We start from the raw sequence: 12,556 nt of genomic DNA, 5'->3' as shown, positions 1-12,556 counted from the left end.
ACATGTCCGAAGACTTTATTTGTTTCATATGGAAATACAGGCTGTTTGAGCAAAAGAATCTCACTACTACGAAGGGAGAGCCCTTTGAAATTGTGTCTCCCGGATATTATAACCGGGATGCTGGCCCTGATTTTACAGATATAAAACTTCGGATAGGAAAGACTTTGTGGGCAGGTAATGCGGAAGTTCATATTTCTTCCTCTGACTGGGATAGGCACGGGCATACGAAAGATCCCGCCTATAATAACGTCATTCTCCACATTGTTTATGAACATGACAGGCAGATCTTCAGAAGTGACGGAACGGAGCCGCCTGCGTTTGAGCTGAAAAACCATATAAAGCCCGGCATAGAAAACCGCTATGTTCAATTGATGCGGAATATGTCATGGATCCCCTGTGAGAAGCAAATTGGCCAGGTCGCTGATCTTTATATGGGTAACTGGTTGTCGAGGGTGCTGACGACACGGCTGGAGGAAAAGTCGTCGGAGGTGCTGAAGCTTGTGGCTGAATGCAGAGGAAGCTGGGACGATGCTTTCTATATCCTTCTTGCCCGTAATTTTGGTTTCAAGGTAAATGCCCTGCCATTCGAGCTCCTTGCACGGTCGCTCCCCCAGCAAATACTCGGGAAGCACCGGAACAGCCCCCTCCAGATCGAAGCCCTCCTTTTCGGGCAGGCCGGATTTCTCTATGATGAGGATCCGGATGCCTATACCATGAGTCTGGCTTCAGAGTACGGCTTTTTGAGAAGGAAATATCACCTTTCCCCCATAGACCCGTATCTCTGGAAGTTTTTAAGATTGCATCCGCAAAATTTTCCTACGCTGAGGCTTGCACAGTTTGCAGCGCTGATATTAAAATCAGCTCATCTCTTCTCTAAAATACTGGAGCTGGCAGATGTGAAGGAAATTGCAAAGCTCTTTAAGGACTTACCCCTTGATCCCTACTGGGAGACTCATTACCGCCTTGGAAAACTGTGTGCGAAGATATCAGCACAACCCGGTACCGAATCCGTTAACAATATTCTGCTTAACACGGTTGCGGCGACTGTCTTTACCTATGGCAAATATATTGGAAACGATGTGTTTACAGGCAGAGCACTGCATTTGCTTGAAACCCTGCCGCCTGAAACAAATAGTATTATCCGCGGTTTTAGATCTATAGGAGTCACCCCCCGGAACGCCGGAGAGTCGCAGGCCCTTCTTCAGTTAAAAAAATCGTGGTGTGACAAAAAAAATTGCTTACTTTGTAATGTTGGAGCTAAGATCCTTAACTACGATTGACATGATACAGCGCATTATCGCTTTTTTTGAAAAGTATTCTTTCGGCGTTTCGACTTACCTTGGCGAAAGGTTTGATATGTCTATCTCCAAAATTCGCCTTTTCTTCATTTATTCATCCTTCCTTGCAGTGGGGTTCCCCCTGATATTTTATTTCCTTGCCGCTTTTGTGCTCGGGATAAGGAATTATATGAAGAGGATCAGGACCAGGATCTGGGATTTTTAGCCTTTTTATTTACAGCAAAGTTTTTATACTGAGCTGAAAGGCTATCTCCGGGTATACATCTGTAGTCTGTTCACCCCCGCCCTGTAAAAACTTTTTTATATTTGTCTCTTTAAATCCGCTTGGAAAAATGCCGGTAAGAGGAAATCAGTTCAGATCGAATACGTTTAGGGAAGAGGATAATTCAAAGGTCGCCGGAAGGGGACGCCTGAATAAGGAGAGGGCTGAGATATTGCCGCGCTTTACTTTTAACAATGGCAGAGCGGTGAAGATACTCGGGCTTTTCTTCCTGGTCTTATCCCTTTACTTCCTGGTTGCTTTTACATCATATATGTTTACCTGGGAGGATGATCAGAGCTATGTATTAAATGGCGGATGGGATAGTCTCTTCGGCACAAATGACGAACTGGTGAAATCCGGCGCTCAGCCTCCGGTAGTAGAAAACTGGCTTGGTAAGTTTGGGGCATTGCTGTCGCACCAGTTTATTTATAAATGGTTTGGAGTGGCTTCCTTTCTTTTTATAGGTATCCTTTTTATTGTTGGATACAGATTGCTCTTTAAGGTCAAAGTAGCTTCTATTACGAAGACTTTCGGCTATTCTTTTTTTCTTCTTGTATTTATTTCTGAGACACTGGCCTTTTTCCACAGTTTTACTTCCGACTTTCCGCATTTCCTCGAGGGGGAGTTCGGGTTCTGGACTAACCGGCTATTGCAGGCTCAGATAGGAAATGCGGGAATTGCAGGATTACTGGCATTCGCTGCTTTAACAGCTCTTGTAATTGCATATAATATAGACTTTAAAATCCCCGAGAGGAAGAAGAAGATGGCGCTGGATGTTCCTCCTGTGCCGGACGAAGTGGAGCTTGAAGACGAAATAAAGTCTGAGCCTGTTGAGTTTCCTCTCAACAGCAGCAGCAGGAGAAACAGGGCAAGAACCGGAGAGAGGCCGGAAGAAGAACGCAGACCTCAGCCCCTGACACAGCAACGGGTAATGCCTGCAGTCGAAACAGATTCTTCCTTAGATGAATTGCCGGTCCGTCATATTCCGCTTGAAACTGTAGCGGCGACAACTGTTGCATTTAATATTGAGAAACCAGTTGCCCCGGATGAAACATCAGACATGAAGCCCCAGGTGCAGAGATCATCTGAAAGCCGGGAACAGGTGAAACAGGAGCCTGAGTTGACTATTGAGAAAACACCCGAGGAGAAGACTGCCAGTGAACTGGTAGAGCAGTTCGGACAGTATGATCCAAAACTAGATCTTTCTTCTTATGTGCATCCCCAACTTGACCTCCTCGACAACCATCGCTCGGGAAAAATCTCTGTCAGTGCTGAAGAACTTGAGGCTAACAAGAATAAGATTGTTGAGACTCTCAATAATTATAACATAGAGATTGACAAGATCAAGGCTACAATTGGTCCTACTGTTACCCTCTACGAGATTATCCCTGCACCGGGCATCAGGATCTCCAAAATCAAAAATCTGGAAGACGACATTGCCCTGAGCCTTGCCGCTCTTGGGATCCGTATTATAGCACCGATGCCCGGAAAAGGAACTATCGGTATAGAAGTGCCGAATCAGCAACCGGAAATGGTGGCCATGCGCTCTGTGATGGCTACGGAGAAGTTCCAGAACACCACAATGGATCTGCCTATAGCCCTCGGTAAGACGATCTCTAACGAAGTGTACATTGCTGATCTGGCGAAAATGCCGCACCTTCTTGTTGCCGGTGCTACAGGGCAGGGTAAGTCAGTTGGGATTAATGCTATCCTGGTCTCCCTTCTTTATAAACTGCATCCTTCACAGTTAAAATTTGTGCTGGTAGATCCCAAGAAGGTCGAATTAACCCTTTTTAAGAAAATTGAAAGGCATTTCCTTGCGAAGCTGCCGGGAGAAGAAGACGCCATTATTACCGATACAAAAAAGGTGATCAACACACTCAATTCTCTTTGTATTGAAATGGACCAGCGGTACGATCTGCTGAAAAATGCACAGGTGCGCAATCTGAAGGAATATAATCAGAAGTTTGTCAACCGCAGGCTGAACCCGGAAGAGGGGCACCGGTTCCTTCCTTTTATCGTATTAGTGATAGACGAGTTTGCCGACCTGATGATGACTGCAGGGAAAGAAGTGGAAACTCCTATCGCACGTTTGGCACAGCTTGCGCGGGCAGTGGGCATACACCTCGTCATTGCCACACAGCGTCCTTCCGTTAATATTATCACGGGTACCATCAAGGCGAACTTCCCGGCACGTCTTGCATTCAGGGTACTTTCTAAAATAGACTCCCGTACTATTCTTGATTCGGGAGGAGCAGACCAGCTGATAGGCCGGGGAGATATGCTCTTGTCTACAGGAAGCGATCTTATCCGGTTGCAATGTGCTTTTGTCGACACTCCTGAAGTAGAACGGATCTCAGATTTTATCGGGCAGCAGCGGGGGTATTCGTCCGCATGGTTATTACCGGAATACTTTGATGAAAATGGAGAGGGCGGGAGTGTCAAAGATTTTGATCCGGATGACCGCGACCCCCTGTTTGAGGATGCCGCACGTCTTATTGTCATGCATCAGCAGGGATCGACTTCGCTTATCCAGAGGAAACTGAAACTTGGCTACAACAGGGCAGGCCGGATTATTGATCAGCTGGAAGCCGCAGGTGTTGTGGGGCCTTTTGAGGGCAGCAAGGCTAGGGAGGTGTTGTTGCCCGATGATTATGCGCTGGAACAGTTCCTGGAAAATCTAAATAAAGGTTAACAGATGTTATCTAAGGAACACTTAAACCAATTCAGGTAAATGGTGTCCAATATATTGATCTGCCACCAGGGTGTACCGGTGGAAATAATACTACAAATCAAAATACCAGATGAGAAGAATTTTCTTAAGTGCTCTTGTAATCATATTCAGCGTGTTTGCTTCCGAAGCGCAGACAGATGCAAAAGCAAAAGCGATATTAGCGGCGGTAAGTAAAAAATATTCCTCTTACAGCACGATAAAGACTGATTTTACCTATACTATTAATAATCCGCAGGCTAAAATAAACCAGACGGTTTCAGGGACTCTTTATACTCAACCCAGGACAAATAAATACTTCGTGTCAATGAACGATCAGGAGTTGATCAGCGACGGGAAGAACCAGTGGAGCTATCTGAAGGCCGACAAAGAAGTTCAGCTCAGTGCTGTCGATAACAGCAGTAAATCATTAAACCCTGCCAAGATCTTCACCATCTATGAAAAGGGATTTAAATACCTCTACACGGGTGATGTTAAACAGGGTGGGAGAGTGTATCATGTTATCGATCTCAGTCCGACAGACAACAAGCAGTCGTTCTTTAAGGTACGCTTAAATATAGACAAACTAAGCCGCCAGATTACGAAGGCTCTTATTTTTGATAAGAACGGCAGCCACTATACCTATACAATAAAAACGTTTACTCCCAATGTTAAGGTTGCAGAGTCATTTTTTGCGTTTGATCCGAAGAAGCATCCTGGAGTAGAACTGGTAGATTTGAGATAAATTCATCAGGCATCCGTTTGAAATCGTAACTTCGTGTACCGAAATTACTGAGCTGATGGCACTTTCATATACACCATATACGTTGGATAAGCTGGAGCATATATTAAACGCCCTTGACTACCGGGTACGTTATGAAAAAGGAAATTTTAAAACGGCAGCCTGCCTTCTGGAAAGCAGTAAAATGGTTGTGGTCAACAAGTTCTCCAGTCTTGAGAGTAAGATAAATTCACTTGCAGAGTTGTTGCAGCAGGTTCCGATAAACGAAAGTTTGCTCGACGAAAAACAAAAGCAGTTTCTTTATCATTTAAAACAAACATCTCTGCAATTGTGATTATAACTTTTTTAGGAACAGGCACATCGCAGGGCATTCCTGTCATTGGATGCGACTGCCCGGTATGTACATCTTCAGATTCGCATGATAAGCGTTTGCGTACTTCTGTGTTTTTGCAGGTAGACGGGAAGCATATTGTGATAGATACGGGACCCGATTTCCGGTATCAAATGCTGAGGGCGAAAGTCAGGAAGCTGGATGCAGTTTTGTTTACACATGAACATAAAGATCATATAGCGGGCCTGGATGATGTCCGTGCTTTTAATTATTTCCAGAAGAGGGCGATGGATGTGTACGCCACCCCGAGAGTACAGGAGGCAATAAAGCGTGATTTTTACTACGCATTTTCAGAAAAAAAATATCCGGGCGTTCCTTTGATCAATTTACATGATATCGGCACCCAGCCATTCTCTGTACAGGGAATTGAAATAACCCCTATAGAAGTCATGCATTTCCGTCTCCCGATATCAGGTTTCAGGATTGGGGATTTTACTTATATCACCGATGCAAAAACTATCAGTCCGGCGGAGGCAGAAAAGATAAAAGGAACCAAAGTGTTGGTACTGAACGCCCTCCAGAAGGGGAGCCATATCTCCCATTTTACTTTGGAGGAAGCTATTGCTTTCTCCAGGGAGGTTAAAGCGGAACGTACCTACCTTACCCACTTGAGTCATACTATGGGGAAGCATGCCGAGGTTGACAGTGAGTTGCCCGAAGGTATCAGGCTGGCCTACGACGGGCTTATTTTAGAATGTTAATAGAAAAAAGAAAATAGATTTGAACTTTCAAATCAAGATCATATATTTGCAGTCCTTTCTGGCCGGGTGGCGAAATTGGTAAACGTTGCGGTCTCAGAAGCCGTTGGGAATTCCCTTGAGAGTTCGAGTCTCTCCCCGGTCACCCAGAAGGAAACAAAAGTTCTTAAACAATCCCTGCCCGGGTGGCGAAATTGGTAGACGCACCACTTTGAGGGGGTGGCGCCCGTTTGGGTGTACGAGTTCGAATCTCGTCTCGGGCACATTGCAAACAAATCTTTAAAAGCTCCGGATACGGAGCTTTTTTTTTATGTCTTGTCGAACTTGTCCGGCAATTAAGCGTGATGAAACAGACGGGTATTGCAATCTTAATAGGTCGCGTCAGCGTCAGATATCCGTGGATCCTCTGCGAGTATCTCCATCCGCGGATTGTCGATGTAGTCGGCATACCATCTGATGGCTTCGATGACTAATAGAGGATCAGTTCCGTCATATCCGGAAGTTTCAAATGCCAGCAGTTCGCCATTATCATTTCCGTAAAACTGAAGTTCATCGGGGTCGGCTTCGAACTCATCCCTTCCGAGACAATACACCCGTACGCGTAAATCTCCATCCCTGTGCCTGATCACTTCTTTGCAGGCATTATGAGAATCTTGTACCAAAAGGAAAACAGATTGATCCATATTTAAGTCTTACAAGATAATCAATGTTGGCGGGAAAATGTTTTTATGAATACGTATTAATCACATCTTGCAACTGCGCTTTGCTCAAAAGTCCGGATTGCCGCCATTTTATTTGTCCGTCCCTGAAAAGGATCAGGGTTGGGACGCCCTGAACGTTGTAGGCATTTGCAGCTGCGGGATTCTTATCGACATCTATTTTCAGAATTGTCAACTTATCTTTCATCTGTTCTTTTAACTCGGACAGGATTGGAGCCAAAGCTTTGCATGGGCCGCACCATTCGGCAGAAAAATCCACAAGCGTAGGCTTTTCCGAACTGATAATATCTGAGAAACTAGGCTTCATATTCATCGTTGGTTATTTATCCAGATAACACGCAGCCATAACAGTAGTTTTACCTGTCCTGCTATCTGTCTGTTGTGAGCGATGGAAGGAATAGATTAAATAAATTATATTTGGCGGTTACGCTAAAAACGCGAATGCGTACCATCGCATTAGAAGATACTGCTGACCCTGATATGGCTGGAAAAATACCTGTGAATAAGGATACTGATTTGAACAACCCAAAAGTGTTTGAGTCTGTTTTTCGCCGGTACTATGTGGAGCTCAGTCTGTTTGCCAACCGTTTTCTCAATGACCTGGATATGTCAAAGGAGGTAGTATCAGACATGTTTACCTTTTTATGGGAAAGGAGGAAGGAGATCCGGCTCAATGAATCGCTGAAAGCTTACCTGTATAAGGCGGTTCAAAACCGTTGCCTGAATTATCTGAAGCATAAGAAGATTGAAAACGAGTATGTGAACTACCTTTACCGGAATAACCTGTTTGATGAGGTGAGAACATCATTAAGCAATTCATATTCGCAAAAGGAGCTCGCAGAGCAGATACAGTGTGCCGTTGAACGCTTGCCTGAAAAATGCCGCGAAGTTTTTAAGCTTAGCCGTCATAAGCATTTTAAGAATGAAGAGATTGCCAGGAGCCTGAACATTTCTCAGAAGACCGTTGAACGGCATATAACGATCGCTCTCGAAAAGTTAAGGCAAAGCCTGAAATATCTTCTTGCACTCCTGCTGATACTTTCTGAAATATTTCTTTAAAAAAAATAAGGTGCATTGGGGGTTGCGGACTTTTTAGTTGTCTTATCACAGTTCAAATGGAAAGAGGGATAGAAAATTTACTCGTAAAGTATATTACAGGTCAGGCATCAGAAGAAGAGGGCTTGGTGGTAAAAGACTGGATTCGGGCGGATGAAAAGAATGAAGCGAGATATTTAGAGCTATATGAAACATGGCACCTGTCTCTGTATGCAGATCATTCCATTGATCCAGACCTCGCCTATGAAAAATTTGCAAAGGAAACCAACATACAAAAAAGGACAGGTATCAGGCGCATCCGCGCCATCTGGATTTCTTCTGCCGCCGTCGTTCTGCTTGCTTGTGCCATCGGTTTTTATCTAAACCCTTTTGGAAATTCAATTTCAGGCAGATCTGAAATTGTAATAAGTGTTCCGAAGGGTACGACCAGGAAGCTTACCTTGCCTGACGGCACCATTGCGTGGCTCAACGCAGGAACCACTCTCAGGTATAACCAGAATTTTGGGAAAGAGCAGCGCTCTGTCTATTTAAACGGAGAAGCCTATTTTGATATAGCCGCTTCGGAGCGGAATATTCCTTTTCTTCTTAATACAGATAAGTTTGTGATCCGGGATATCGGAACCGTATTTAATGTAAAGGCCTATGCAGATGAGCCTGATTTTGAAATGGCGGTATTTGAAGGTGAAGTGTCTGTTGAAGGGAAGTTCTCAAGTCACAATCCTCAAAAAGGAAAGGTATTTCTCAGCGAAAAGCAGGTTTTGAAAGTGAAAACGCCCGTGCTGAATAAAAGCAATAAAAAAGTTGCAGAGCCTGCCCGAAAGCCCGATAATAACGAACTTATTAAACTCGTTGAAGTTACACCTGCGCAGATGGAGGAATATAAAGGGTGGACAGATAACTTCCTTGTTTTTGACGGGGAGAGCTTCAGAAAAATAGCGAATGACTTTGAACGGCGGTACAACGTGAAAATTACTTTTCAGGATCCCGATCTGGAGAAGTATGAATATTCAGGGACCTTCAGAGATATCCGGGATATTCGATCTGCCCTTCAGATCATCAAGAAAACAACACCAATGGAATATACAATAAACGATTCGGAAATTATTATTAAAAAACTAGCTAAATAGATGACTAACCTAAAAAAGGAATTATATGAAATAGAACGACATCATCACTGACTTTTTTATTAAAATAAAACCGGAATGCGGCTAACATCCCGGTTGTGCTAATTAATCGCTGTGTCCCACCGGCTAAGACGGGAACAGCCATGTTAAATTATAACTGATTCAAATCTATGATTTTTCTACTAGGAAATCTATTGCCTCAACCTTTGGTAAGGCAAAAAATCTTTAGAGCTATGAAGCTTATTACATTTCTGATTTTTTCGGGGATCATGCAGCTGAATGCCGCTGTTTATTCCCAGAATACATTTACCATGAACGAATCCCGCGCGACCGTCCGGGAGATGTTCAGGAAAATAGAGAAAACCAGCCATTACACGATCTTTTACCGTCAGGACCAGGTGAAGCTGGATCAGCAGGTAAATGTTCTGGCGGAGAACAGTCCGATCGAGACTGTAATGAAGCAGGTGCTGCAGGATCAGCCCCTCACCTTCGAGGTGATGGAAAATATGGTGATCATCAAGCCTCTTGCTACAGAAAGTGCCCAGCAGGGTACTATAAGCGGTACGATTACAGATGAAAAAGGAGAACCTCTCATCGGAGCAAGTGTGCTGGTGAAAGGAACCACAAGCGGGGCTTCTACAGATGTTCAGGGAAGATTTACATTAAGAGTTACCACGACAGGTAATGTGACACTGGTCGTGAAGTACATTGGCTTTCAGCCGAAAGAAGTTGCTGCTCAGGTAGGTCAGAACGGCTTGAAGATAGCCCTCAATCCAGAGGCATCAGCACTTTCAGAGGTAGTAGTGATCGGATATGGAACGGTAAGGAGAAGAGATTTGACGGGTGCAGTTACCTCGGTTAAATCGGAAGACATCACCCGAATTCCTACCCATAATCCGGTAGAGGCGATCCAGGGAAGAGTGCCGGGAGCGGATATTACAAGAGGTTCAGGACGACCTGGATCTGCTCCGAATATTATTGTACGGGGAAACCGTTCAATCGCTAATAACGACGATATGGCATCACGTAACGGCCCGTTATATGTTATTGATGGTATTCAGGGAGGAAGTATCAATGATCTGAACCCGAACGACATTGAATCTATTGAAGTTTTGAAAGACGCTTCGTCTACAGCTATTTACGGGGCATTGGGAGCAAATGGAGTGATTATCGTAACCACTAAGAAAGGAACCTCCGGGCAAGCTAAAGTATCTTACTCCGGTTATTATGGGGTAAGTGATTATCAGTTTCCAAAGGCCAGGACTGGCGAAGAATATCTGGCTCTGCGCAGGGAAGCTTACCGGAAAGATGATACTAGGACGGGAGGGCAATTCACCTGGACGAGTCCTTCGGATGATCAGAGCATTTTTTCTCCTTTTCCCGGAGAATGGGAGGCATATCAAGCAGGGCAGTGGGTGGATTGGGTTGACTTGTTAACAAAAAGCGGAAGTCAGCAAAGTCATGCCTTAACTGTCACCGGTGGTTCTGAAAAAACAAAAGTATTTGCATCTGCCGGATACTTCAATGAAGAAGGGATGCTGAGAAATGAGGATTATAACCGTTACAATGCACGGTTTAATCTGGATCAAACTATCAACAAATGGATGAAGGTAGGAGTACAAAGCCAGTTTGCGTATTCAAAGCAGAATCAACGGGACAACCCGTTGTCTCAGGCTATTACTATCAGTCCGCTTGGCTTACCCTATGATGAGAATGGACTTGTCAATATTAACCCTATTGCCCAGGATCGTAACAAGGTAAGTCCGCTTGCCGACGAAAGAACTCCTTATATCGCCAGTTATAACACTATCAGGTCAAATATTATTACTAACGGATATCTCGAATTAACTCCTGTAAAGGGGCTTACTATCCGCTCAAACTTCGGCGCGAATCTGACGTCCTCAAGACAGGGTATTTACCGGGATAAAACGTCCATCAATCGGTATAATGTAGGTACTCCCTATACTTCGTCTGAGTCGGTTTTCGACAGGAATTTTACATGGGATAATATCGTTACATATAAGAGGGATATAGAGGAACATTCTGTAACGCTCACAGGTATCTCCAGTTACATTCAGAGTGATAGAGATGTTACGTCCGCTTCTGGAATTAATCAGACAATTTCGTCTCCTTTGTATTATGGTTTGGGATTTACCTCTGCAGATGGAAGACTGGTGAGCTCTCCTTACACTGGTTCTAACAATATTGCTTATGCAGGAAGATTGAACTATAGCTATAAAGGAAAGTATCTGTTAACTATGACAGGTCGCTTTGACGGGGCATCACGACTTGCCTCCGGCAATAAATGGGATTTTTTCCCTTCTGCAGCAATAGGATGGAATGTGAGTGACGAAGCATTCATGAAGGGTATTGAACAAATCTCCAATTTGAAATTAAGAGCAAGTTATGGCATCTCTGGTAACTACAGCATTCCGGTATATGGAACCCAAAGCCAGTTGATCGGTAACTCCACGATGAGTTTTGGGAATCAGGCAGCCTACATGTTCCAGTTTAGCTCTGTGATTGGGAACCCCAATCTTGGCTGGGAGAAGTCGGGGACTCTCGATATAGGCCTTGACCTTTCTCTGCTCAGAAACCGGATAAGTTTGACTGCTGATTGGTACAGAACTGTAACCAGTGATATTCTACTGCCAAGGTCTCTGCCGTGGTCAACAGGTGTTTCAACGGTTTATGAGAATATAGGAGAAACCCAGAATAAAGGGGTTGAACTTGCTTTGACATCAAGAAATATAGAAGGTAAAGATTTTAAATGGTCTTCAACTTTAACTTTCAGCAGAAACAGGGAAAAGATTACCAAGCTTATTGATGGAAACAATATTCTTGCTTCTGACAACATCGAAGAAAATTCTCTATTACTGGGACGACCCATACAGTCCTTTTATACCTATAAAAAATTAGGTATCTGGCAAACCTGGGAAGCAGAAGAAGCAAGGAAATACACTGTTGGAGGCAGACCTTTCGAACCTGGAGATATCAAGGTTGCAGATTTGGATGGTGACTATATTATTAACCCACAGAAAGATGTGACCTATATAGGATCAAGGGTTCCCGACTGGATTGCCGGATTTCAGAATAACTTTTCCTATAAAGCGTTTGACCTGAGCTTTTATCTTTTTGCCCGGTACGGACAAATGATAGATGCCGAATTCCTGGGACGTTATAACCCCTCGGGAGCAGGTAACAGTCCAGCTATATTGAATTACTGGACACCTGAAAATCCAACTAACGACTATCCGAGACCAAGGGCAGCAGCATCTATTAATTCTTACCCTGGTTATACGGGATATCAAGCCTTAACGTATGTCGATGGTTCTTATTTGAAATTAAGGAACCTGACAGTAGGCTATACTTTACCTAAAAATGCCGCAAAGAAATTGATGCTTGATAACGTCCGTATTTACGCTACCGGAACCAATCTGCTGGTTTTTACAAAGAACGATCTGATCAAAGATTATGACCCGGAGAGAGGAGGGAGTGAATCTGCTCCTTTGAGCAGGCAGTGGGTATTTGGAGTAAACTTTGGTTTTTAACATTT

11 protein-coding genes and 2 tRNA genes are annotated in these 12,556 nt (G+C 44.0%); 11 read left to right on the top strand and 2 right to left on the bottom strand.

The window, feature by feature from the left end:
• From DDR33_RS15010 to DDR33_RS14975, 8 genes are all read left to right on the top strand, one after another.
• On the top strand, positions 1-1,280 hold a 1,280-nt coding region (locus DDR33_RS15010), incomplete at its 5' end, for a DUF2851 family protein (RefSeq protein WP_109416626.1).
• A 1-nt stretch (position 1,281) separates the two neighbouring features.
• Complete coding sequence (locus DDR33_RS15005; protein ID WP_109416625.1) at positions 1,282-1,503, top strand: PspC family transcriptional regulator; 222 nt, start codon at positions 1,282-1,284, stop codon at positions 1,501-1,503.
• A gap of 127 nt (positions 1,504-1,630) precedes the next feature.
• The gene (locus DDR33_RS15000) at positions 1,631-4,255 is read left to right on the top strand and encodes an FtsK/SpoIIIE family DNA translocase (RefSeq protein ID WP_109416624.1); all 2,625 of its coding nucleotides are present in this window, start codon (positions 1,631-1,633) and stop codon (positions 4,253-4,255) included.
• A gap of 109 nt (positions 4,256-4,364) precedes the next feature.
• Positions 4,365-5,015, top strand: a complete 651-nt coding sequence (locus tag DDR33_RS14995; protein WP_109416623.1) for a LolA family protein — start codon at positions 4,365-4,367, stop codon at positions 5,013-5,015.
• A gap of 55 nt (positions 5,016-5,070) precedes the next feature.
• Positions 5,071-5,346, top strand: coding sequence for a hypothetical protein (locus tag DDR33_RS14990; protein WP_109416622.1), 276 nt, complete (start codon positions 5,071-5,073; stop codon positions 5,344-5,346).
• Positions 5,343-6,104, top strand: a complete 762-nt coding sequence (locus tag DDR33_RS14985) for an MBL fold metallo-hydrolase (protein WP_109416621.1) — start codon at positions 5,343-5,345, stop codon at positions 6,102-6,104. Before DDR33_RS14990 ends, DDR33_RS14985 begins: the two co-directional genes overlap by 4 nt.
• 60 nt (positions 6,105-6,164) lie before the next feature.
• Positions 6,165-6,246 (top strand) — tRNA-Leu (locus tag DDR33_RS14980).
• Between the two features lie 34 nt (positions 6,247-6,280).
• Positions 6,281-6,364: transfer RNA gene (locus DDR33_RS14975), tRNA-Leu, on the top strand.
• Between the two features lie 105 nt (positions 6,365-6,469).
• Here the strand turns inward: DDR33_RS14975 and DDR33_RS14970 are convergent.
• Together DDR33_RS14970 and trxA are read right to left on the bottom strand one after the other, a co-directional pair.
• Positions 6,470-6,784, bottom strand: coding sequence for a hypothetical protein (locus tag DDR33_RS14970; RefSeq protein WP_109416620.1), 315 nt, complete (start codon positions 6,782-6,784; stop codon positions 6,470-6,472).
• A 43-nt stretch (positions 6,785-6,827) separates the two neighbouring features.
• On the bottom strand, positions 6,828-7,127 hold the full coding sequence (trxA, locus tag DDR33_RS14965; protein WP_109416756.1) for a thioredoxin: 300 nt from the start codon (positions 7,125-7,127) through the stop codon (positions 6,828-6,830).
• A 134-nt stretch (positions 7,128-7,261) separates the two neighbouring features.
• On the opposite strand from trxA, the gene DDR33_RS14960 reads away from it, so the two are divergent.
• The 3 genes from DDR33_RS14960 to DDR33_RS14950 all read left to right on the top strand — a co-directional run bounded on the left by DDR33_RS14960 (position 7,262) and on the right by DDR33_RS14950 (position 12,551).
• Positions 7,262-7,879 (top strand): RNA polymerase sigma-70 factor, encoded by a 618-nt coding sequence (locus DDR33_RS14960; RefSeq protein WP_109416619.1) that lies wholly within the window; start codon positions 7,262-7,264, stop codon positions 7,877-7,879.
• A 56-nt stretch (positions 7,880-7,935) separates the two neighbouring features.
• Positions 7,936-9,003, top strand: a complete 1,068-nt coding sequence (locus DDR33_RS14955) for a FecR family protein (RefSeq protein WP_109416618.1) — start codon at positions 7,936-7,938, stop codon at positions 9,001-9,003.
• A gap of 230 nt (positions 9,004-9,233) precedes the next feature.
• Positions 9,234-12,551: a TonB-dependent receptor gene (locus tag DDR33_RS14950; protein ID WP_158280760.1), complete on the top strand. Its 3,318-nt coding sequence runs from the start codon at positions 9,234-9,236 to the stop codon at positions 12,549-12,551.
• Positions 12,552-12,556: the final 5 nt, after the last annotated feature.

Origin of the sequence: Pararcticibacter amylolyticus, assembly GCF_003130405.1 — a bacterium.
Taxonomy (GTDB): Bacteria; Bacteroidota; Bacteroidia; order Sphingobacteriales; family Sphingobacteriaceae; genus Arcticibacter; species Arcticibacter amylolyticus.
Note: the sequence above shows the minus strand (reverse complement) of the source record. Positions and strands in the feature narration are given on the sequence as shown.

Excerpts from the sequence above, each read along its gene's own strand:
- DDR33_RS15005 (WP_109416625.1), top strand. The coding sequence starts at position 1,282 with ATGATACAGCGCATTATCGCTTTTTTTGAAAAGTATTCTTTCGGCGTT.
- DDR33_RS15000 (WP_109416624.1), top strand. The coding sequence starts at position 1,631 with ATGCCGGTAAGAGGAAATCAGTTCAGATCGAATACGTTTAGGGAAGAG.
- DDR33_RS14995 (WP_109416623.1), top strand. The coding sequence starts at position 4,365 with ATGAGAAGAATTTTCTTAAGTGCTCTTGTAATCATATTCAGCGTGTTT.
- DDR33_RS14990 (WP_109416622.1), top strand. The coding sequence starts at position 5,071 with ATGGCACTTTCATATACACCATATACGTTGGATAAGCTGGAGCATATA.
- DDR33_RS14970 (WP_109416620.1), bottom strand. The coding sequence starts at position 6,784 with ATGGATCAATCTGTTTTCCTTTTGGTACAAGATTCTCATAATGCCTGC.
- trxA (WP_109416756.1), bottom strand. The coding sequence starts at position 7,127 with ATGAAGCCTAGTTTCTCAGATATTATCAGTTCGGAAAAGCCTACGCTT.
- DDR33_RS14960 (WP_109416619.1), top strand. The coding sequence starts at position 7,262 with ATGCGTACCATCGCATTAGAAGATACTGCTGACCCTGATATGGCTGGA.
- DDR33_RS14955 (WP_109416618.1), top strand. The coding sequence starts at position 7,936 with ATGGAAAGAGGGATAGAAAATTTACTCGTAAAGTATATTACAGGTCAG.
- DDR33_RS14950 (WP_158280760.1), top strand. The coding sequence starts at position 9,234 with ATGAAGCTTATTACATTTCTGATTTTTTCGGGGATCATGCAGCTGAAT.